At 68.1% G+C, this 20,440-nt stretch carries 17 protein-coding genes; 9 read left to right on the forward strand and 8 right to left on the reverse strand.

From position 1 onward, the window contains the following. Positions 1 to 76 precede the first annotated feature (76 nt). From WV31_RS14820 to WV31_RS14830, 3 genes are read left to right on the forward strand one after another with little or no spacing between them, the layout of a single operon-like run. Positions 77 to 619, forward strand: coding sequence for an aspartate 1-decarboxylase (locus WV31_RS14820; protein WP_085374295.1), 543 nt, complete (start codon positions 77 to 79; stop codon positions 617 to 619). Between the two features lie 4 nt (positions 620 to 623). Continuing rightward, positions 624 to 1,307, forward strand: coding sequence for a 7-cyano-7-deazaguanine synthase QueC (gene queC / locus WV31_RS14825; RefSeq protein WP_085374296.1), 684 nt, complete (start codon positions 624 to 626; stop codon positions 1,305 to 1,307). After that, positions 1,304 to 2,038, forward strand: coding sequence for a substrate-binding periplasmic protein (locus tag WV31_RS14830; RefSeq protein ID WP_085374297.1), 735 nt, complete (start codon positions 1,304 to 1,306; stop codon positions 2,036 to 2,038). Before queC ends, WV31_RS14830 begins: the two co-directional genes overlap by 4 nt. Here WV31_RS14830 and asnB read toward each other — a convergent pair. Next, positions 2,028 to 3,944: an asparagine synthase (glutamine-hydrolyzing) gene (gene asnB, locus WV31_RS14835; protein ID WP_085374298.1), complete on the reverse strand. Its 1,917-nt coding sequence runs from the start codon at positions 3,942 to 3,944 to the stop codon at positions 2,028 to 2,030. The genes WV31_RS14830 and asnB overlap by 11 nt on opposite strands. A gap of 32 nt (positions 3,945 to 3,976) precedes the next feature. After that, positions 3,977 to 5,596 carry a tetratricopeptide repeat protein gene (locus WV31_RS14840; protein WP_085375593.1) on the reverse strand — a complete coding sequence of 540 codons (1,620 nt, stop codon included), beginning with the start codon at positions 5,594 to 5,596 and terminating at the stop codon, positions 3,977 to 3,979. 114 nt (positions 5,597 to 5,710) lie between these two features. Here WV31_RS14840 and WV31_RS14845 point away from each other — a divergent pair, with 114 nt between their 5' ends. The 3 genes from WV31_RS14845 (at position 5,711) to WV31_RS14855 (ending at position 9,023) form a co-directional block, all read left to right on the forward strand. After that, positions 5,711 to 6,133 carry an Rrf2 family transcriptional regulator gene (locus tag WV31_RS14845; protein ID WP_085374299.1) on the forward strand — a complete coding sequence of 141 codons (423 nt, stop codon included), beginning with the start codon at positions 5,711 to 5,713 and terminating at the stop codon, positions 6,131 to 6,133. 65 nt (positions 6,134 to 6,198) lie between these two features. Further along, entirely contained in the window at positions 6,199 to 6,762 is a 564-nt protein-coding gene (locus tag WV31_RS14850) for a flavodoxin family protein (RefSeq protein ID WP_085374300.1), read from the forward strand. Between the two features lie 86 nt (positions 6,763 to 6,848). Beyond that, positions 6,849 to 9,023, forward strand: coding sequence for an ATP-binding protein (locus WV31_RS14855; protein ID WP_085374301.1), 2,175 nt, complete (start codon positions 6,849 to 6,851; stop codon positions 9,021 to 9,023). Here WV31_RS14855 and WV31_RS14860 read toward each other — a convergent pair. From WV31_RS14860 to WV31_RS14885, 6 genes are all read right to left on the reverse strand, one after another. Next, positions 8,987 to 10,291 carry a bifunctional folylpolyglutamate synthase/dihydrofolate synthase gene (locus tag WV31_RS14860; protein ID WP_085374302.1) on the reverse strand — a complete coding sequence of 435 codons (1,305 nt, stop codon included), beginning with the start codon at positions 10,289 to 10,291 and terminating at the stop codon, positions 8,987 to 8,989. The two genes, WV31_RS14855 and WV31_RS14860, sit on opposite strands and share 37 nt — an antisense overlap. Positions 10,292 to 10,307: 16 nt before the next feature. Beyond that, on the reverse strand, positions 10,308 to 12,194 hold the full coding sequence (locus WV31_RS14865; RefSeq protein WP_085375594.1) for a sensor histidine kinase: 1,887 nt from the start codon (positions 12,192 to 12,194) through the stop codon (positions 10,308 to 10,310). Between the two features lie 118 nt (positions 12,195 to 12,312). Next, on the reverse strand, positions 12,313 to 13,239 hold the full coding sequence (accD, locus tag WV31_RS14870; RefSeq protein ID WP_085374303.1) for an acetyl-CoA carboxylase, carboxyltransferase subunit beta: 927 nt from the start codon (positions 13,237 to 13,239) through the stop codon (positions 12,313 to 12,315). An 11-nt stretch (positions 13,240 to 13,250) separates the two neighbouring features. Then, positions 13,251 to 14,060, reverse strand: a complete 810-nt coding sequence (trpA, locus tag WV31_RS14875) for a tryptophan synthase subunit alpha (protein ID WP_085374304.1) — start codon at positions 14,058 to 14,060, stop codon at positions 13,251 to 13,253. Continuing rightward, entirely contained in the window at positions 14,060 to 15,283 is a 1,224-nt protein-coding gene (gene trpB / locus WV31_RS14880) for a tryptophan synthase subunit beta (RefSeq protein ID WP_085374305.1), read from the reverse strand. The genes trpA and trpB overlap by 1 nt, the downstream gene beginning before the upstream one ends. A 265-nt stretch (positions 15,284 to 15,548) precedes the next feature. Continuing rightward, on the reverse strand, positions 15,549 to 17,309 hold the full coding sequence (locus tag WV31_RS14885; protein WP_085374306.1) for a GGDEF domain-containing protein: 1,761 nt from the start codon (positions 17,307 to 17,309) through the stop codon (positions 15,549 to 15,551). Between the two features lie 249 nt (positions 17,310 to 17,558). On the opposite strand from WV31_RS14885, the gene WV31_RS14890 reads away from it, so the two are divergent. The 3 genes from WV31_RS14890 (at position 17,559) to WV31_RS14900 (ending at position 20,438) form a co-directional block, all read left to right on the forward strand. Further along, positions 17,559 to 18,083, forward strand: coding sequence for a PAS domain-containing protein (locus tag WV31_RS14890; RefSeq protein WP_085374307.1), 525 nt, complete (start codon positions 17,559 to 17,561; stop codon positions 18,081 to 18,083). Next, a complete protein-coding gene (locus tag WV31_RS14895) occupies positions 18,058 to 19,356 on the forward strand; it encodes a methyl-accepting chemotaxis protein (RefSeq protein ID WP_085374308.1) in 1,299 nt (432 codons plus the stop codon). The genes WV31_RS14890 and WV31_RS14895 overlap by 26 nt, the downstream gene beginning before the upstream one ends. An 89-nt stretch (positions 19,357 to 19,445) precedes the next feature. Continuing rightward, complete coding sequence (locus WV31_RS14900) at positions 19,446 to 20,438, forward strand: NAD(P)H-dependent glycerol-3-phosphate dehydrogenase (protein ID WP_085374309.1); 993 nt, start codon at positions 19,446 to 19,448, stop codon at positions 20,436 to 20,438. Positions 20,439 to 20,440: the final 2 nt, after the last annotated feature.

Genomic DNA, 20,440 nt, shown 5'->3' on the forward strand with positions numbered 1-20,440 from the left:
TTCAATAAGATGTTGCGGAAGAGGGCCCGGTACGTTTACGTCACTGCATTATGCTGCAAGTTTGTTCCGGTGCCCCATGATGAAGATCATCCGCGCGAAGCTGCATGGCATTCGCGTCACCAATGCCGACCTCAACTATCACGGCTCGATCACCCTCGATCCCGAGCAGTGCGAGATGGCCGGCATCTATCCCATGGAATTCGTCGACATCTGGAACAAGAACTCGGCGGCGCGAATCTCCACCTACGTCATCTTCGGCGAGCCCGGTTCGCGCTGCTGCGTGCTGAACGGTGCCGCCGCGCGGACCTGCCAGAAGGGCGACGAGCTGATCATCGCGGCGTCCGCCGACATCCCGGGGCCGGAAAAGCTCTACGAGATCAAGCCGCGCATCCTGACCTTCCTGCCCGACAACCACGTGGATCAGGTGCTGTACTACGACGTCTTCCAAAGCGAGAAGCGCCCCTACGACTTCCGCATCGTCGACGCCGACAAGCACACCATCGAGAGCTGCCATACCTGGCCCAACGTGGACGTCTTCAAGGTCCGCGCCGATCTGGCCGCCAAGGGTTGGTCCGAGGCGGAGATCGATTCCTTCATCAAGTCCCACTTCTCGCTTTGAGATCATGAAGCCGGCGATCGTCCTGCTGTCCGGTGGCCTCGATTCCGCCACGGTGCTGGCCATCGCCAAGGCCGAGGGCTTTGCGCCCGCCGCGCTGACCTTCCGCTACGGCCAGCGCCACGCGGTCGAGATCCGCGCCGCCCAGCGGGTGGCCGCCGCCCTGGGAGTGAATGACCACCGCATCGCCGACATCGATCTGCGGGTGTTCGGCGGTTCGGCCCTGACGTCGGACATCGCGGTACCCAAGGGCGAGCTGGACGAGGCGATTCCGGCGGGCATTCCGGTCACCTACGTGCCGGCGCGCAACACCATCATGCTGTCCTTCGCCCTGGCCTTCGCCGAGGTGATCGGCGCCGCCGACATCTTCGTCGGCGTCAATGCCGTGGATTATTCCGGCTATCCCGATTGCCGCCCCGACTACATCAAGGCGTTCGAAGCCATGGCCAACCTCGCCACCAAGGCGGCGGTGGAAGGCACGCCCCTGCGGCTGCACACCCCGCTGATCGACCTGACCAAGGGCCAGATCATCCGGCGGGGGCTGGATCTCGGCGTGGATTATTCCATCACCTCCACCTGCTACGACCCGGACGGGCAGGGCCGCGCCTGCGGTCATTGCGATTCCTGCCGGCTGCGGCTCAAGGGCTTCGCCGAGGCCGGTCTGGCCGACCCGGCGGAGTACGCGCCATGAGGTGGGCGGCGCCCGCCGTCCTCGCCCTGGCCGTCGGGCTGGCGGCGGGGCCGGGCGTCGCCGCCGATCTTCATGTCATCTCGCAGATTCAGGGCGATCACCTCAGCAACCGGGGCTTCGAGGTGGTGCGCGAGGCCTATCGCCGCATCGGGCTGGAGGCGGCGGCCGACCTCCGCCCCAACGAGCGCGCCATCATCTCGGCCGACAGCGGCGACACCGACGGCGACACCATGCGCATGGCGGGACTGGAGAGCCGCTACCCCAATCTGGTTCGGGTTGCCGAGCCGGTCATGACCTTCGACACCATCGCCTTCACCGCCGGCTTGAGTTTTCCGGTGACCGGCTGGGAAAGCCTGCGCCCCTACTCCATTTGCGTGGTCCGGGGCTTCAAGCTGGGCGAGGCCGCCACCGAGGGCATGACCCGCGAGCTGGTCGCCACCAACGGGGCGGCTCTGCGCATGCTCAAGGCCGGGCATTGCCAGGTGGCGGCGCTGGGCGAGGCGGTGTGGCTGACCGTCGAGGAGCTGAAGCTGGGGCCGGTCCGGGCGCTGAACACGCCGGTCGCGGTCACGCCCCTTTACCATTATGTCAATGCCCGCCATGCCCATCTGGCGCCCAAACTGGCCGAAGCCTTGAAAACCATGCGCCGGGACGGGACCATCGACGGCATCCTGGCCACCGACCGGGCGGCCGTCCAGGCGGCGCGCGAGCGCAATTCGGTCAGGGACTGACGCTTTCCGCCCAAGCCTGGAACATCAGGGCGTGCCAGATCTCGTTCTGCCAGTTCTTGGCGCCCGAGCGATGCTCGCGCCAGCACCTCGCCACCAGGGACGCGTCGAGGAAGCCCTGGCGGCGCAGCCTGTCCTCGGACAGCAGGTCGTCGGCCCAGCCCTTCAGTTCGCCGTTCAGCCAGCGGCGCAGCGGTACCTCGAAGCCCATCTTGGGGCGGTCCACCAGGGGGCGCGGCACATGGCGGTAAAGAACGTTGCGCAGCACCGCCTTGCCCACATCGCCCTCGATTTTTAGCGCGGTGGGCAGGCTCCAGGCGAATTCGGCGATGGCCAGCGCCAGGAAGGGCAGGCGGGCCTCGAGCGAGGCGCCCATGGTGGCGCGGTCGGTCTTGACGCACAGATCGTCGGGAAGATAGCCCATGGCGTCCAGCACCATGGTGGCCAGGGCATCGTCACGCATTCCCGGCGTCGGCGCGGTGAACAGGCTTTCGACCCGGCCGGCGCCCGGCACCACGTCGGCGATGCCGCGCCAGCGGCAATAGTGCAGGCCCAGCAATTCGGCCAGCGACCGGGTCTCCAGACGCTCGGCCTCGCGCCCCAGGCGGTGGCCGGGATGGCTGCGGCGTTTGGCGAATCCTCCGGCCAGGGCGGCCAGGCCTTCCGCCGGTCGGCTCAGGCAGCGGGCCGCCGCCGCGCCCAGGCTCTTGACGCCGCCGGGCAGGCCTTGCAGGGCCTGCCAGTCCTTAGGGATGGAACGGTAGATGCCATAGCCGCCGAACAGCTCGTCGGCGCCGTCGCCCGACAGGGCCACCGTGACGCTTTTGCGCGTCACCTGGGCCAGCAGGGCGGTGGGCAGGGCGGCGGCATCGGCGAAGGGTTCGTCGTACAGGTGGGGCAGGTGCGGCACCACGTCCAGGGCTTCGCGGTCGCTGATCCGCACCTCGGTGTGAATGGTGCCCAGGTGATCGGCCACGGCGCGGGCGTGGGGGCTTTCGTCCAGGCCCGCCTGGTCGAAGCCGATGGTGAAGGAATGGACCGGCTCGGACGACAATTGCCGCATCAGGGCGGCGGTGATGGAGGAATCGATGCCGCCCGACAGGAAGACCCCCACCGGCACGTCGGCCTGCATGCGAAGCGCAACCGAATCCCGCAGCAGCTCTTCCAGCCGGTCGGCGGCCTGTCGGGCGGAGCCGGTGAAGCCCCCCTCCTGCCGGGCCGCGCATTGGGCGGCCGACCAGTAGGGCCGGACCGCGACCTCGCCCGCCTTCACCCGCATCACATGACCGGGCGGCAGCTTGAACACGCCGGGATGGATGGTGTGGGGCGCCGGAATCCAGCCCAGCCGCATGAACAGCGCCAGGACGTCGCGGTCGATGCCGCCTTGCCAGCCGGGATGGGCGGCCAGCGCCTTCAACTCCGAGCCGAACAGCAACGCGCCGCCCGCTTGCGTCCAATACAGCGGCTTCTCGCCGAAGCGGTCGCGGGCCAGGGTGAGGGTGCGCTCAAGGCGGTCCCACAGGGCAAAGGCGAACATGCCGTCGAAGGCGGACAGCGCCTCGTCCACGCCCCAGGCGGAAACCGCCTCCAGCAGCACCTCGGTATCGGAATGGCCGCGCCAGGCGGTGGTGCCGCCCAGGCGTTCGCGCAAGGCGGCGTGGTTGTAGATCTCGCCGTTGAAGCTGATCACCCAGCGCCCGTCGTGGGACGCCATGGGCTGGTGGCCCTGGGGGGACAGGTCGAGAATGGCCAGCCGGCGGAACCCCAGCGCCACGCCCGCCTCGTCATCCACCCAGGCGCCGTCGTCGTCGGGGCCGCGATGGACCAGGGTGCCGGCCATGGCGCGCACCACCCTGTTCCGGTCGGGGGTGGCGGCGGTCAGATCAAGGAAGCCGGCGAAGCCGCACATGCGGTGTCAATCCAGGTGGAGTCGCCCGGACCTTATCCCTTGCGCAAGACCACGACAAGGCCGGGGACGTCCTCACCCGCCTCCTGGCGGGTGGAGGCGCGCTCCATGGAGGTCACGGCGAAGCCGTTTTCGGTGGCCGCCGTCTCGACGTAATCGGGCGAGTGGGCATAGCGGTTCTTGGCCCCCAGGACGTAGGAGGCGCAATCCTCGGCCCGCTCCACCGTGAAGGCGAAGATGCCGCCTGGCCGCAAGGCGCGCGCCGTGGCGGCCATGATGTCGCTCAACTCGCCGAAATAGACCAGGACGTCGGCGGCTACCACCAGGTCATAGGCCTCGGGCCGCCGCTTGAGGCCGGCGACCAGTTCGCCCACCTCCAGCCCGTCATAGAGGCCGCGGGCGCGGGCCTTGTCCACCATGGCGCCCGACAGGTCGATGCCGTCCAGGCGGGCGGCCAGGGGGCGCAGCACCGGGGCGGCCAGCCCGGTGCCGCAGCCGGCATCCAGCACGTCCAGCCCCCGGCGGCCGTCCAGGGACTTGTCCAGGGCCTGGGCCAGCAGGGCGGGGGCGCGGTAGGCCAGCTTGTTCACCAGGGCGGTATCGAACTTCTCGGCGTAATCGTCGAACAACTGGCGGACATAGGCGTCGGGGGCGCGGTCCGGCGTGGCCCTGGCCCCGGCCTGGGCCAGTCCCAGGGCCGCTCCGTGGCGGTCCTCGGGATCGAGGTCGAGGCAGCGGCGGAAATGCTTGGCCGCACGCTCCTTCTGGCCCAGTGCCAGACGCTCCTCGGCCAGGCAATACTGGGCATGGACCGAATCGGGGGCGGCGGTGACCGCCCGCTCGAAGGCGGCGGCGGCGGCCTCGGGCATGCCCAGGGAGCGGCGGACCAGACCCAGTTCCAGCCAGCCGGAGGGGTCGCGGGAATTGAGCTTGGTGGCGCGCTCGGCGTGGACCCTGGCGTCGTCCAGCCGGCCCTGGGCACGCAGCGCGGCGGCCAGATTGGCCCTGGTGCCCGCATGGTCGCGGCGCAGATCCGCCGCGCCCGACAGCACCGCCACCGCCCGGTCGTGCTGGCCCAGCGCCCCCAGCACCAGCCCGTAATTGTTCAGCGCCACCGCCCAGTCGGGGCGGAGCTCCAGGGCACGTTCCAGCATGCCCGCCGCCTCGGCGTGCCGGCCCTCCTGATGCAGCAGGGTGCCCAGCGTGCACAGGGCCTCGGCGTGGCGGGGCGCCACCTCGACCGCCCGCCGCGCGTGCTCCAGGGCCTCGGCCTTGTTGCGGCCCAGCCGGCCCAGCAGATCGGCCAGCCGGGCGTTGGCCTCGGCGTGGTTGGCATCCTGGGACAGGATGGTGCGGTAATGCAGGATGGCGCTGTTGAAATTGTCCTGGGCCTCCAGGGCGCGCCCCAGCGCCAGGCGCGGCACCGTCTGGTTGGGGTCGGCGGCCACCGCCCGGGTCAGGTGGTCGGCCGCCCGCTTGGCCTGACCCTGGTTCAGGGCGATGAGGCCCAGCAGGTAATGGGCTCCACCGAAATCGGGGCGCGCCTCGACGATGGTGCGCGCCAGGCGCCGGGCTTCGGCAATGTTGCCGTCGTCCCAGGCCTGCATGGCGCGGCCGAAAGCCTCGCCGATATTCAGCGGCTTGTCGCTAGACATGATGATCAACTCCTCATTCCAGCATAGGCCGCCCGGCCAAGGGCGAGCAATGCGGGAAAAGAGAGGGCTGTGTTAGGGCTTGCGAATAGGAACGGTATTTGTTACATATCCCCCATGGCCAGAAACTGCCGCTTCGCCGTCGCCGTCCACATCGCCTCGCTGCTCGCCACCATGGAGGGGCAGGCCTGCACGTCGGAATGGATCGCCGGTTCGGTCAACACCAATCCGGTGGTGGTGCGCCGCCTGCTGTCGGCCCTGGCCAAGGCCGGTCTGGTCAGCTCGACGCGGGGCAGCGCCGGCGGATCGGTGCTGGCGCGGCCCGCCGACCGTATCTCGCTGCTCGACATCCATCGGGCGGTGGACGAGGACGATGAGCCGGCGTTGCACAACCAGCCGCCCAATCCGGCCTGTCCGGTGGGGCGCAACATCCAGACGGTGCTGCTTCGGGTGATCGAACGCGCCGACGCCGCCCGCGACGCGGTGCTGTCCACCACCAAACTGTCCGAGGTGGTCGGCGCCCTGAAGGCCGAGGCGTAAGAGGTCCCTATTTTTTTAGGGTTAAACGTAACAGTAACAGGTACCATTACATCAAGGAGAGCAACATGACTTCCATCGCCATCGTGTTCCATTCCGGCTACGGCCACACCAAGGTTATCGCCGAGGCGGTCGCCGAAGGAGCCGCCCAGGTCGCCGGGGCGGAGGTTCACCTGATTCCCGCCGACGAGGCCGAGGCCAAGGCCGCCGTGCTGGACGCGGCCGATGCCATCGTCTTCGGCTCGCCCACCTACATGGGCTCGGTCTCGGCCAGGTTCAAAGAGTTCATGGAGTGGAGCTCCAAGACCTGGTACGGCCGCGGTTGGACCGACAAGGTGGCGGCGGGCTTCACCGTTTCGGCCAGCCAGAGCGGCGACAAGCTGAACGCCCTGATCCAGCTGTCCATCTTCGCCGCCCAGCACGGCATGGTCTGGGTGGGCCTGGACCTGCTGCCCGGCAACAACAATTCCAAGGGCAGCGTCGAGGATCTGAACCGGCTGGGCAGCTTCCTCGGCGCCATGGCCCAGGCCAATGCCGACCAGGGACCGGAAGGCGTCACCGAAGCCGACCGCAAGACCGCCGCCCACCTGGGCAAAAGGGTGGCCGAGGCGGCGGCGCGGTGGAAGAAGTAAGGGACAAGGGGACGGCTCCGGCCGTCCCCGCTTCTCGGGGTTTCGGTGTATTGACGAAAGTACAATCGCACACTTAACCTGAGGTTATGGGGAGCGGGGATGCACGGATCAACTGGCGCGGCGAGTTCAATTCTCGGGAGCTCGAGGATTCTTTCGCCGATTTTTCACGCCAGCGTTTGCGGGGCGGGGCCTATCTCTGCGTTCTGGCCACCAGCCTGACCAGTCTGTCCTTTGTTCCACTTGACGTGATGTCGCTCAGCGGCGACCGGCTGGTCGCCTTCCTGACCGTGCGCCTGGCCATCGCCACGGTGACGGCCATCGGGCTGCATGCCCTGGCGCAGGCGGTGTCCGCCCGCATGGTGGTCGCCGTCGCCCACCTGCATCTCTACGTCTTCTTCTGCCTCAACGCCCTGGTCTTCGCCCATCCCCTGCTGGACCGCCACGGCGGCATGTTCTTTCCGCTGATCGCCATGTCCATGTTCATGTTCGCGCCGGGGCCGTTCGGGCGGGTGGCGCTGCTGTGCGCCGTGGCGCCGATGGTCAGCCTGGCGGCCTGGGCCGAGCTGCGCGACATTCCCGAAGCCCCCGCCGACATCGCCATCATCGCCATGATGACCCTGGTGGCCTATCTGGTGGGCGCCACCGCCCGCATCCAGTTCGAGCGCATGGGGCGGCGGCAGTACCTGCTGGTGGAGGGCGAGCGCCGGGCCCGCGTCACCCTGCTGGAGGCCAAGGAGGCGGCCGAGGCCGGCACAAGGGCCAAGAGCGAATTCCTGGCGGTGATGAGCCACGAGATCCGCACGCCCATGAACGGCATCCTCGGCATGGTGCGGCTGCTGCTCGACGGCGAGCCGGCCGACGAGGAACGCGAGCGCCTCGAGATGGTCCACCATTCCGCCGAGGCGCTTTTGGGCATTCTCGACAACATCCTGGACCTGTCCAAGGTCGAGGCCGGGCGGATGGAGTTCGACGCGGCCCCCTTCAGTCCGGCCCGGATCATCGCCGGCATCGAAAGCCTGCTGGCCCCCCGCGCCAAGGAGAAGGGGGTGGCGCTGTCCCACGCCGTGGCGGCAGGGGTGCCGGATTGGGTCGAGGGCGACGGCGGGCGGCTGCGCCAGATTCTGCTCAATCTGGTGGGCAATGCGCTGAAATTCACCGATGCGGGCCATGTGCTGGTCCGTGTCGGCAGGGCGGACGACGGGTCGGGACGTCTGGAATTCTCGGTGAGCGACACCGGCATCGGCATGGGGGAGGCGGAGATCGGGCGGCTGTTCCAGGCCTTCGCCCAGGCGGATTCGTCCATCGCCCGGCGGTTCGGCGGCTCCGGCCTGGGGCTGGCCATCTGCCGGCGTCTGGTGGAGGCCCAGGGCGGCGAGATCGGGGTGGAAAGCCGCCCCGGCCTGGGCAGCCGGTTCTGGTTCCGTCTGGATCTGCCGGCGACCGCCGCTCCGGCTTTGGGAGCGGTGGACGCGCGGGGCGGGGTGGTGCTGCCGCCCCTGTCGATCCTGCTGGCCGAGGACAACGTCATCAACCAGAAGGTCGCCCTGGGCTACCTGACCAAGGCGTCCCACCGGGTCAGCCTCGCCGACAACGGCGCCCAGGCGGTGGAGCTGGCCGGCTGGGGCGGATTCGACGTGGTGCTGATGGACATGCAGATGCCGGTAATGGACGGCCTGGAGGCGACGGTCCGCATCCGGGCGCTGCCGGGAGCCGCCGGGCGGGTGCCGGTCATCGCGCTGACCGCCAACGCCATGCGGGGCGACGCCGAGCGCTGCCGCGAGGCCGGCATGAATGCCCATGTGGCCAAGCCGGTGGACCCGGAGGCGCTGTTTCGGGTCATCGCCGACGTGCTGGCCGGCCGGCCGGTGGAGGCGGCGGCCGCGCCGCCCCTGGTGGCCAGCGAAGGCGCCCCCTTCGCCGAGCTGTCCGCCCATCTGGGGCCGGAAGGGGTGGCGGGGCTGATGGCGACCTTCGTCGCCCAGGCCGAGGAGGCCTGCCGCATCCTGGTCGAGGAGACCGGGGACATGCTGCGCCTGCATATGGCCGCCCATGACCTGAAAAGCATGGCGGGAACGGCCGGCTGCCTGCCGCTCGCCGAGATCGCCGCCCTGATCGAGGAGGCCGCCCGCGCCGGCCGCGCCGACGAGGTCCGCCGCCACGTCGAGCCCCTGGAACGGGTGTGGTCGGCGACCCGTGCGGCCTTGGAGGCCCAGTTCGGGTCGTCTCAGCCGTTTTCCGCCAGCACGGTTCCGGCCAGATAAAGGCTGCCGCAGATCAAGATGCGGGCGGGACCGGGGCCCGAGGCGGTCAGCTCGGCGATGGCCGCCGCCACCGATGCCGAGGGCCGGGCGTCCAGGCAGAAGTGCCGGGTGGCCGCCGCGGCGGCGTCCTCGGCCGCCAGCGTCGCCGCCTCGCCGGGAATGGCGACGGCGCGCAAGGAATGGAAGCGGGCCGCCAGCGGTTCCAGATAGCCGTCCACATCCTTGGTGGACAGGATGCCGAACACCGCCATCAGCGGCTTGTCGCGCCACGAGCGGGCGTGCTGGGCGATGGCCTCGGCGGCGTGGGGATTATGGCCGCCGTCCAGCCACAGCTCCCACCCCCCTGGCAGCATGTCCACCAGCGGACCTTTGGTAAGGCGCTGCAGCCGGGCCGGCCACTCCACCGAGCGCAGCCCCAGGCCCAGCGCGCCTTCAGGGAAATCGGGAAAGACCGGAACCGGCGCGGTGCGCGACAGCCGCTCGACCGCCGCCAGGGCCAGGGCGGCGTTGCGGTACTGGAAGGCCCCGGCCAGGGCGGGGGCGGGCAGGCACCATTCCACCGACGGGCCGCGATAGACCAGGCCGCCATCGGGCGAGGTGCGGGCGAAGAAGTGCTCGCCCTCCTTGATCAGCGGCACGCCCAGTTCCAGCGAACGGGCGTCCAGCACCTTGGCCGCCTTGCGCCCCTGTTTGGCCACCACGCAGGCCACGCCCCGCTTCATGATGCCGGCCTTTTCGGCGGCGATGGCCTCGATGCGCCCCCCTAGGAAGCTTTCGTGGTCCATGGCGATGGGGGTGATGATGGTGAGCGCCGGGCGCTCAACTACGTTCGTTGCATCCAGGCGCCCGCCCAGTCCGGTCTCCAGGATGCACACTTCGGCGGGGGTCCGGGCGAAGGCCAGGAAGGCGGCCGCCGTGGTAATCTCGAAGAAGGTGACGGGGTTGCCCGCATTGGCCGCCTCCACCTCTTCCAGCAGGGCCAGCAGTTCCGGGTCGGTGGGCAGGGTTCCGGCGACGCGGATGCGTTCGGCGAAGCGCACCAGATGGGGGGAGGTGTAGACATGGGCCCGCATGCCCGCCGCCTCGAACAGGGCGCGCAGGGTGGCGACGGTCGAGCCCTTGCCGTTGGTGCCGGCCACATGGATGACCGGCGGCAGCCTGTCCTGGGGATTGCCCAGCGCCTCGAGCAGGCGAGCCACGCGCTCCAGCGAGAGGTCGATGACCTTGGGGTGCAGCCGGGTCAGACGGTCGAGAATGCTGTCGATCATTGCGGGCCGAAAAGGGTCAGGCGCGATCCGGCAGGGTGAAGGTGAAGGTGCTGCCCTCGCCGGGGACCGACACCACGCGGATGCGGCCGCCGTGACGTTCCACGATCTTGCGGCAGATGGCAAGGCCTATCCCGGTTCCCTCGTAACGGTTCAGGGGGTGGAGGCGCTGGAACACCATGAAGATCTTGTCCCAGTATTCCTGGTCGATGCCGATGCCGTTGTCGGTGACCGAGAACTCCCAATGATCATCGTGGCGGCTTGCCGTCACCGTGATCTCGGGCTTGCGCTCCGGATGGCGGAACTTGATGGCGTTGCCGAGCAGATGTTGGAACAGGGCCCGCAATTGCGCCGCATCGGCGTTGAGGGTGGGCAGCGAGCCCCTGACCACCACCGCCTTGGTTTCGTCCAGGCCGGGCTTCAGGTTCTCCAGCGCCTCGGCCAGGATGGTGCCCGTTTCCACCACCGGGAAGACCGGGTCTCCGCGGTCGATCAGGGTATAGTCCAGCAGGCCGCTCAGTTGGGCGCGCATGCGGTGGGCCCCTTCGACGGCATAGGCGATGTACTGGTCGGCGTCCTCGCCCAGCCGGTCGCCGTAGCGCATCTGCAGCAGTTGCAGGAAGCTGGCGATGGTCCGCGCCGGCTCCTGCAGGTCGTGGGCGGCCACAGCGGTAACCATCTCCAGGTCGTAATGGGCCCGGCGCAGCTTTTCCTCGGCCGTCTTGCGTCCCGTGATGTCGCGGCTGATGCCGACCATGCCCAGCAGCGTCCCCTTGTCGTCTTGGACCGGCGCCTTGATGGTTTCCAGCAGCACCCGCCTGCCGTCGGGATAGTCGATCCACTCCTCGTTGCTGGTGGGCCGCCCGGCGGCCATGGCCTCGCGGTCCTTGGCGCGGTAGAAGTCGGCAATGTCGGGGGGGACGAACTCGTCGTCGGTCTTGCCGGCCATCTCGGATTCGGGGCGGCCGCAATAGGCGGCGAAGGCCCGGTTATAGCCGAGATAGCGCGATTGGGCGTCCTTGAAGAAGATCAGGTCGGGGACCGAATCCATCAGGGCACGCAGCAGGGCCCGCTCCTTGGCCAGGGCGTCGTAGGGGGCCTGGACGCCGGAGGCGAACAGGGAGTCGTAGATCAGGGCGTAGGCGCAGGCCTTGCCCACATGGCCGGCCAGGTTGAACACGTCGCCGGCATCGGCGTAGAGGGTGAGCAGAACGCCGGTCACAGCCAGAATCCAGGCCGCGGCGGCCAGCTTCAGGTCATTGCGGTCGCCGGACCGGCGGAATTGCAGGCACAGCAGGCTGGAGGCCGTCACATAGGCGGCGGACAAAACGTATTCGGCGCCGATCTTGAAGCCGGTCAGCCCGCTGCCGGGAACGAAGGTCCGGGGGAACCAATCCGGGTGGAACAGGCCCGCCAGGACCAATGCCGATGTCAGCAGGCCGACGATTCCAAGCCACCGGCGGCGCCTGTTCTCGCTCCAGTGCCGCTCGGCGGTGGTCACCGCCAGGACCAGGCCGACCGCCGTCGCCAGCCGGCCGAGAAGCCAGAGATTGATGCCCTTCTCGGTGCTGCTGGGCGAAAAGATGTCCGGCATGCCCGGAAAGGACACGGTGTGCGCCATGTCCAGGACCGCCGCCGCCAGGGCGGCCAGCCCTAAAATCAGGTTGCGATGCCCCTTGTCGGCCCGGCGCGCCGCCCAGCCCAGCGAGAACACCATCAGCGACACGGCGATGCTGAGCAGTTCCAGGATGGAGTGGACCGGCAGGTAATCCCTGGGATCGGCGAAAATTTGGCCCGGCGGAGTGACGCGGACGGCAAGGCCGCAAACGGCTGCGGCAGCCAGCAGCAGCAGCGGTGGCGCCGCCAGCGAGGAAACCGTCTCGAACCGGGAGGTCTGTTTCGGCACGTCCAATCCCCAGGGCTCAAAAATAATACCGAGGCCATAAGCCCCGGTATTACCATCCTCCTAAGATACGGAATCGGACGCGAAATTTCCAGTCCCGAAGGGCTACGTTTTCTCTGGATCAGTCCTGATCGACGTTGTCGGGGGTGTCGATGGGCAACGCCACCAGATCCCCGGCCGCACCGCGATTGCGCAACAGCGACAGGACGCGGACCAAGGTGGCGCGGAGCTCGCGGCGCGGCACCACCATGTCCACCATGCCGTGCTCCAGCAGGTATTCGGCCTTCTGGAAACCCTCGGGCAGCTTCTCGCGGATGGTGCTTTCGATGACGCGGGCGCCGGCGAAGCCGATCACCGCGCCGGGCTCGGCGATGGCGATGTCGCCCAGCATGGCGAAACTGGCCGAGACGCCGCCGGTGGTGGGGTCGGTCAGCAGCACGATATAGGGCAGCCGCTTCTCCTTGACCTTGTCCACCGCCACGGTGGTCCGGGCCATCTGCATCAGCGACAGGATGCCTTCCTGCATGCGCGCGCCGCCCGAGGCCGGAATGACGATCAGCGGCGCATCCTGCAGCACCGCCAGTTCGGCCGCCGCCACGATGCCCTCGCCCACGGCGATGCCCATGGAGCCGCCCTGGAAGTCGAAGTTGAAGCAGGCCGCCACCACGTTCATGCCGCCCATGCGGCCGTGGGCGACCACGATGGCGTCGGTCTCGCCGGTCTTGGAACGGGTGTCCTTGAGGCGGTCGGTGTAGCGCTTCTGGTCCTTGAACTTCAGCGGATCATCGGGAACCTTGGGCAGCTCGATGCGCTGGAACTGCCCGTCGTCGAACAGCATGCCGAGGCGCTTCTTCACCGGCAGGCGCAGATGGTGGCCGCAATGCTGGCAGACGTTCAGCGCCTTCTCCAGGTCGCGGTGGAAGATCATGTGGCCGCAGCCCGGGCATTTGAGCCACAGGTTGTCGGGCACCTCCTTGGGCGCCACCAGCCCGACCAGACGCTCCTTGAGCGAGCGGCGGGTCTCGTTGAGATTGGTCAGCCAATTCATGGGAAATGCTCCTACTTGCGCGCGGTCCGCACGCCCAGGGCCAGGTCCTTGACCAGGGCCAGGGGGGCGGAGACGGCGGAAGGCTTGCCGATATTGTCGGCCAGAACCGAAACGATGGCCGAGCCCACCACGGCGCCGTCGGCGATGCGGGCCACTTCGGCCGCCTGAGCCGGGGCCTTGATGCCGAAGCCGACGCAGACGGGAAGGTCGGTGTGGCGGCGGATGCGCGAAACCGCCTCGTCGATGGCCGACTGGGCCGCCGACGCGGTGCCGGTGATGCCGGCGATGGACACGTAGTAGACGAAGCCGGACGCGTTGGCGAGAACCACGGGCAGGCGCCTGTCGTCGCTGGTCGGCGTGGTCAGCACGATGAAGTCGATGCCCTGGGCCTTGAGGTGGGGGACCAGTTCGTCGGCTTCCTCGGGCGGCAGGTCGACGATGATCAGCCCGTCCACCCCGGCGCTAGCGGCGTCCTTGGCGAACGTTTCCGGTCCCCAGGCGTAGACGGGATTGTAGTAGCCCATCAGGATGATCGGAGTCTCTGCATCGGTCTTGCGGAAGGCCGTCACCATCTCCAGGGTCTGGCGGAGCGAGCCGCCGGCCTTCAGGGCCCGGCCCGCCGCCAGCTCGATTACCGGGCCGTCGGCCATGGGATCGGTGAAGGGCATGCCCAGTTCGATGATGTCGGCGCCCGCCTGGGGCATGCCATCGAGCAGGGCCTGGCTGGTGGCGCGGTCGGGGTCGCCGGCGGTGATGAAGGTCACCAGGGCGGCGCGGTTCTCGGCCCGAAGCTTCTCGAACCGCTTGGCGATGCGCGACATCAGACCAGCCCTCCCAGATGCACGTCGCCCAGCGCCTTGGCGATGGTGTTGACGTCCTTGTCGCCGCGCCCCGACAGGTTGACCACCATCAGGTGATCGGGGGGCAGGGTGGGGGCCAGCTTGGAGGCGTAGGCGATGGCGTGGCTGGATTCCAGCGCCGGGATGATGCCTTCCAGGCGGGTGCATTGCTGGAAGGCGGCCACCGCCTCGTCATCGGTGACCGAGACGTACTCGACGCGCCCCGTCTCGTGCAGCCAGGAATGCTCGGGCCCGATGCCGGGATAGTCGAGTCCGGCCGAGATGGAATGGGCCTCGGCGATCTGGCCGTCGGCATCCTGCAGCAGGTAGGTGCGGTTGCCGTGCAGCACGCCGGGCTTGCCGCCGGTGAGGCTGGCGGCGTGCAGCTTGTCCAGGCCGTGTCCGGCCGCCTCGACGCCGACGATGCGCACGCTCGATTCGTCGAGGAACGGGTGGAACAGCCCCATGGCGTTGGAACCGCCGCCGATGCAGGCCACCAGGGAGTCGGGCAGGCGGCCCTCGGCTGCCATCATCTGGCCGCGCACTTCCTCGCCGATCACCGACTGGAAGTCGCGGACCATGGCCGGGTAGGGGTGCGGACCGGCCACCGTGCCGATCAGGTAATAGGTGTCGGCGACGTTGGAGACCCAGTCCCGGAGCGCGTCGTTCATGGCGTCCTTCAAGGTCGCCGCGCCGGCGGTGACCGGCTTCACCTCGGCACCCAGCAGCTTCATGCGGTAGACGTTGGGCATCTGCCGCTCGATGTCGGTGGCGCCCATGTAGATGACGCATTGCATGCCGAACAGGGCGCAGACGGTGGCGGTGGCCACGCCGTGCTGGCCGGCCCCGGTCTCGGCGATGATGCGCTGCTTGCCCATGCGCCGGGCCAGCAGGATCTGGCCGATGCAGTTGTTGATCTTGTGCGCGCCGGTGTGGTTGAGGTCCTCGCGCTTCAGGAACACCTTGGCGCCGCCGAAGGCCTGGGTCAGGCGGCGGGCGAAATACAGCGGATTGGGGCGGCCCACATACTGGGCCAGCAGCGAGCGGAACTCGGCCTGGAAGACGGGGTCGGCCTTGGCCGCGGCGTAGGCCTTCTCCACCTCGAGGATGAGGGGCATCAGCGTCTCGGCCACGTAGCGCCCGCCGAAGATGCCGAAATGGCCGCGCTCGTCGGGACCCGCGCGGTAGGTGTTCAGGCTTTGCATTGCTTTGTCAGGACCCTGGGGCGGAAAGGCGCCAATAAAGCAGAAAGCGTTGTCCCTGAGGAGGGGTTTTGTAAGGGGGAGGGGCCTTAACAGGAACAGGCTGCGAAAAATGCCGTTTCCCTCGTCGTCATTCCCGCGCAGGCGGGAATCCATGCATCGGCACACTGTATCTTGCGGCCATGACGCAGCTTTGCCGCAGCATGGACCCCCGCCTGCGCGGGGGTGACGACAAAAGATGGTGGGGCGAGAGTTTTTCCGCAGCCTGTCAAGCCGGGCAGGGATGCACGATGGCCAGATGGTCGGCGGCCTGCTTGGCGGCCTTCTTGTGGTCGGCCAGCAGGCGGGAAATGTCGTCGGACGAACAGGTTCCGCATCCCGGCGTCAGGTGGACGGCGACGCAGCTCACCGTCATCAGGGGAAAGCGCACCGTGTTGCCCAGGCGGTCCTGGCCGACGATGTGGCCCCGCGCCCTCGTCTCGTCGTCGTAGAAGCTTTCCACGTCGTGGGCGAAGTCGGCGATCAGCTTGCGGCAGGTGTCGGCGGCGCTCTCCACCGATTCGCCTAAGAACCCGGCGAAGAAATCGTCACCGCCGATATGGCCGGCAAAGCCGCCTGCCGCCGCCATGGCCTTGGCCAGCAGGTCGCCGAATAGCAGGATGGCGCGGTCGCCGAGGCGGAAGCCGTATTTGTCGTTGAACGGCTTGAAGTTGTCGAAGTCGAAATAGGCCAGCAGGCAGGCCTGGGCGCGGCTCTCCAGCGCCTCGCACACCCAGGACAGGATGCGGGCGTTGCCGGGCAGCCGGGTCAGCGGGTTCTGGTCGCGGGCCGTGGCCAGGTTCTTCTCGTTGATGACGCGCAGCAGCGAATCCGCCGACAGGAAGCCCACATAGCGCATGTCCTCGACGATCAGGATGCCTTCCGAGCGCTCCACCGCCGAATAGGCTTCCAGGATCTGCTCGGCCTTGGCGGCGATGTCGGCCACCGGGCAGCGCACGGCGAAATCCTTGAGCGAGCGGCCCAGGCATTTGTTGGCGATCAGCTCGCGGCCGAAGGGGGAATAGGTGTAGTCCTTCAGTTCCTGGTCCCGCACGATGCCGACGGGCGCGCCCGCGCCGTCCACCACCGGAAAGAAGGTGGCGGACTTATCGGCGCGGAAGCGTTCGAACACCTTTTCCATGGGGGTGTCGAGGCCAAGGGGCTCGGGGCGGGCGATCTGGTCGGCGATGATGCGCTGGTCCGATGTTCCGGCCCGGCGGTCCTGGCGGGCCAGGCGCTCGATCTCGGGATAATGGGGCTGCAGGCTGTCCCAATGGATGGTCGGGCGGCTTACCAGCCAGCCCTGGACCATGTCGCAGCCGATTTCCTTGCAGACGCGGAACTCCCGCTCGGTCTCGACGCCCTCGGCCACCACCACGGCGCCCAGCAGGTGGGCGATGGTGACGATATGGGCCAGGAACACCTTCTTCTTGGAATCGGTGGCGATGTCGGCCACGAAGAAACGGTCGATCTTCAAATAGTCGGGCTCGGAATAGTAAAGCAGCTGCAGCCCCGAAAAGCCGGTGCCGAAATCGTCGATGGCCAGCCGGAAGCCCTGGCGCTTGAAATGGCGGAAGGTGGCGACGGCGTCCAGGCCGGAATCCAGCGGATGGCGCTCGGATATCTCGAACACCACCGCCGAATCGGGAACGCCGTGCCGGTCCAGGATGGCCCGGGTGCGGCGCGCCGTGTCCCCTTCGATGCCTAAGACCCGGTTGTCGATGTTGAGGAACAGCTTGGTCCGGGGATGGTGGGCCAGGCTGGCGAAGGCCGCCACCGCCTTGTCGCGCAGCGCCAGTTCCACCTCGGCCAGGCAGCCGGCGGCATGGCAATGGTCGAAGAAGGCCTGGATGGATTCGAAGCCCGCCGCCTCGGTGCCGCGCAGCAGCGCCTCGTAGCCGTGGCAATCGCCGGAATGAATCCCGACCACCGGCTGAAGCGCCATGGTCAGGCCGTCCGTTATGCAAGGGTCGTCGATTCTACGGGTCATCCCGATCGCTCCGGCCGGTCATCCCGGTGCGGATTCATCCGCCGAAGGCGGGGCGGCGGTCAATGCGGCGATGATTGCGGGGGATGAAATTCACGGCGCTGTCATAACCGTCGAACGGCACGGACATAAACGATATTTAAACGAATGGCATACGAAGTTACACGGAGCATGTTGAAATGTTCTTATCCGATTGATATCAATTTACAGGATCAATCCGATTTAGCTAAGTCATTGGGTTAGGGGAGTCGAATGGCAAGCAAGGGTATTCAACCCTCGGGGCGGGAACGGACCTTTGCCGAGGATGAGATCATCGTCAGCAAGACCGACACCACCGGACGGCTCACCTATGTGAACGACGTCTTCTTGTCGGTATCCGGCTTCACTGAGGCCGAGCTGATCGGCCAGCCGCACAGCCTGATCCGTCACCCCGAGATGCCGCGCTGCGTCTTCAAGCTGCTGTGGGACACCATCGCCTCGGGCAAGGAGCTGTTCGCCTACGTGGTCAATCTGGCCAAGAACGGCGACCATTACTGGGTGCTGGCCCACGTCACCCCCGATTTCGGCCCCGACGGCAAGATCGTCGGCTACCATTCCAACCGCCGCGTGCCCCGGCGCGATGCGCTGGCCAAGGTTCAGCCCCTGTACCAGAGCCTGCTGAAGATCGAGGCCGCGGCCGCCGACCGCAAGCAGGGCATGGAGGCGGCGTTCGCCGCCTTAGGTGATCAGTTGAAGCGCGAAGGAAAGCCCTATGCAGAATTTGTCCTCGGTCTCTAAGGCCATCCGCGCCGCCTGGATCGCCGTCGGCATCGCAGGCGCTCTCGCAATCCTCGCCCTGATCCTGCAGAACTGGGTGGCCGCCGGCATGGCCGTCATCCTGGCGGTCGCCGCCTGGATGCCCATCCAGCACCTGGCCCGCACCAACACCAGCATCGAGAAGGCGGTGAAGGTCTGCCAGGGTGCCGCCAACGGCAATCTCGGCGTGCGCATCATGGATATCCGGGGCAGCGGCAATCTGGCCGTCATGCTGCGCTCCATCAACCGCCTGCTGGACCTGACCGAGGCCTATTGCCGCGAGTCCCAGGCCGCCATGGAACACGCCAACCAGCGCCAGTACTTCCGCAAGATCATCCAGACCGGCCTTCGGGGCGATTTCGCCCGCTATGCCGGCATCATCAACGCCTCGCTGGACCTGATGAAGCAACGTGACGCCGAGGCGCTGGACTTCGCCGAGCAGAAGGTGCGCGTCCTGGTCCAGGAGGTCTCGTCGGCCTCGACCCAGTTGCGGCAAAGCTCGGACCGCCTGATGAACAACGCCACCCAGACGGTGAGCCAGGCCATGACCTCGGCGGCCGCCGCCGAGGAGGCCTCGGTCAACGTCCAGTCGGTGGCCGGTGCCGCCGAGGAGCTGGCCGCGTCGTTCGGCGAGATCAACATGCAGACCACCCGGGCCACCGCCATCTCGTCGGAAGCCATGGTCACCGCCCAGCGCACCGACGAAACCGTCCGCGATCTCGGCAACGCCGCCGCCCAGATCGGCAGCGTGCTGTCGCTGATCCAGGACATCGCGTCGCAGACCAACCTGCTGGCGCTCAACGCCACCATCGAGGCGGCCCGCGCCGGTGAAGCCGGCAAGGGCTTCGCCGTCGTCGCCAACGAGGTCAAGACCCTGGCCAACCAGACGGCGCGTGCCACCGAAGAGATCTCCACCCATGTCAGCCAGATTCAGCTGGCCTCGGAAGGTGCGGCCGCCGCCATCCGCGAGATCGCCCAGATCGTCGGCACCATTCAGGAGACCTCGACCGCCGTGGCCGGCGCCGTCGAGGAGCAGAACGCGGTGACCATGGAAATTTCGCGCAATGTCCAGGAGGCCGCCACCGGCACCGCCTCGGTGTCGGAAGCGGTGGCCTATGTGAAGGACACCGCCGAGACCACCGACCAGGAAGCCAAGGACATCTCGGCCGCCGCCGCCAGTCTGGCCCGGCGCGCCGACGACCTGGAACTCCAGATCAACGGCTTCATCGCCAAGATCAAGGGCCAGGCCGCCTGATAACGATCCGGGAGGGCTCTTTTGGGCCCTCCCGCTTGCCCCCGCACGCCCGACGCGGTAAACCGGGTGACGGCAATCGCGGGGTCTTCATGAACAGAATCGGTGTGATCGGCGGAGGGGCCTGGGGCACGGCATTGGCGCTGACCGCCCGCCGGGCGGGGCGCGACGTGGTGCTGTGGGCCCGCGAGCCCCTTGTGGTCGAGGTCATCAACACCCGCCACGTCAATCCCGACTTCCTGCCGGACGTCGATCTCGACCCTGGCCTGCGCGCCACCGGCGACCTGGCCGAAGTGGCGGAGTGCGACGCCGTGCTGCTGGTGTCGCCCGCCCAGCATCTGCGCGCCGCCGCCCGCGCCCTGGCGCCCCATTGGCGTGCCGGCGTTCCCGCCGTCATCTGCGCCAAGGGCATCGAGCTGGCCACCTGCGCCCTGATGGCCGACGCCGTCACCGCCGAGTTGCCCCATGCCCCCATCGCCGTGCTGTCGGGTCCCACCTTCGCCATCGAGGTGGCCAGGGGCCTGCCCACCGCCATCACCCTGGCCTGCGCCGATGCGGAGCTGGGGCGCAAGCTGGTGGACGCGCTGGGCACGTCCACCTTCCGGCCCTATCTCTCCGATGATCTGGTGGGCGCCCAGATCGGCGGCGCGGTGAAGAACGTGCTGGCCATCGCCTGCGGCATCGTCGAAGGCCGCGGCCTGGGCGACAATGCGCGCGCCGCCCTGATCACCCGCGGGCTGGCCGAGCTGACCCGTCTGGCCATGGCCAAGGGCGGCCGTCCCGAGACCCTGATGGGGCTGTCGGGATTGGGCGACCTGATCCTTACCGCATCCTCCACCCAGTCGCGCAACTACTCGCTGGGCTTCGCGCTGGGCCAGGGCCGCGCCCTGGCCGACATCCTGGGCGAGCGCCATTCGGTGACCGAGGGCGTCTACAGCGCCGGGGCCGTGGTGGACATGGCCGGGCGCCTGGGCGTCGAGATGCCCATCTCGGCGGCGGTGGACGCGGTGATCAACAAGGGCCAAAGTCTGGACGAGGCCATCCGCGCCCTGCTGTCGCGCCCGTTCCGCAACGAAGGACTATAGCC

It is taken from the genome of Magnetospirillum sp. ME-1 (assembly GCF_002105535.1).
Lineage (GTDB): Bacteria > Pseudomonadota > Alphaproteobacteria > Rhodospirillales > Magnetospirillaceae > Phaeospirillum.

What these genes read in the sequence shown, in the direction of transcription:
- WV31_RS14830 (WP_085374297.1), top strand. Translation starts at nt 1,304, where the DNA reads ATGAGGTGGGCGGCGCCCGCCGTCCTCGCCCTGGCCGTCGGGCTGGCG.
- WV31_RS14820 (WP_085374295.1), top strand. Translation starts at nt 77, where the DNA reads ATGATGAAGATCATCCGCGCGAAGCTGCATGGCATTCGCGTCACCAAT.
- WV31_RS14890 (WP_085374307.1), top strand. Translation starts at nt 17,559, where the DNA reads ATGGCAAGCAAGGGTATTCAACCCTCGGGGCGGGAACGGACCTTTGCC.
- asnB (WP_085374298.1), bottom strand. Translation starts at nt 3,944, where the DNA reads ATGTGCGGCTTCGCCGGCTTCCTTGATCTGACCGCCGCCACCCCCGAC.
- WV31_RS14840 (WP_085375593.1), bottom strand. Translation starts at nt 5,596, where the DNA reads ATGTCTAGCGACAAGCCGCTGAATATCGGCGAGGCTTTCGGCCGCGCC.
- WV31_RS14845 (WP_085374299.1), top strand. Translation starts at nt 5,711, where the DNA reads ATGGCCAGAAACTGCCGCTTCGCCGTCGCCGTCCACATCGCCTCGCTG.
- trpA (WP_085374304.1), bottom strand. Translation starts at nt 14,060, where the DNA reads ATGTCGCGCATCGCCAAGCGGTTCGAGAAGCTTCGGGCCGAGAACCGC.
- accD (WP_085374303.1), bottom strand. Translation starts at nt 13,239, where the DNA reads ATGAATTGGCTGACCAATCTCAACGAGACCCGCCGCTCGCTCAAGGAG.
- WV31_RS14895 (WP_085374308.1), top strand. Translation starts at nt 18,058, where the DNA reads ATGCAGAATTTGTCCTCGGTCTCTAAGGCCATCCGCGCCGCCTGGATC.
- WV31_RS14855 (WP_085374301.1), top strand. Translation starts at nt 6,849, where the DNA reads ATGGGGAGCGGGGATGCACGGATCAACTGGCGCGGCGAGTTCAATTCT.
- WV31_RS14850 (WP_085374300.1), top strand. Translation starts at nt 6,199, where the DNA reads ATGACTTCCATCGCCATCGTGTTCCATTCCGGCTACGGCCACACCAAG.
- WV31_RS14900 (WP_085374309.1), top strand. Translation starts at nt 19,446, where the DNA reads ATGAACAGAATCGGTGTGATCGGCGGAGGGGCCTGGGGCACGGCATTG.
- WV31_RS14885 (WP_085374306.1), bottom strand. Translation starts at nt 17,309, where the DNA reads ATGACCCGTAGAATCGACGACCCTTGCATAACGGACGGCCTGACCATG.
- queC (WP_085374296.1), top strand. Translation starts at nt 624, where the DNA reads ATGAAGCCGGCGATCGTCCTGCTGTCCGGTGGCCTCGATTCCGCCACG.
- trpB (WP_085374305.1), bottom strand. Translation starts at nt 15,283, where the DNA reads ATGCAAAGCCTGAACACCTACCGCGCGGGTCCCGACGAGCGCGGCCAT.
- WV31_RS14860 (WP_085374302.1), bottom strand. Translation starts at nt 10,291, where the DNA reads ATGATCGACAGCATTCTCGACCGTCTGACCCGGCTGCACCCCAAGGTC.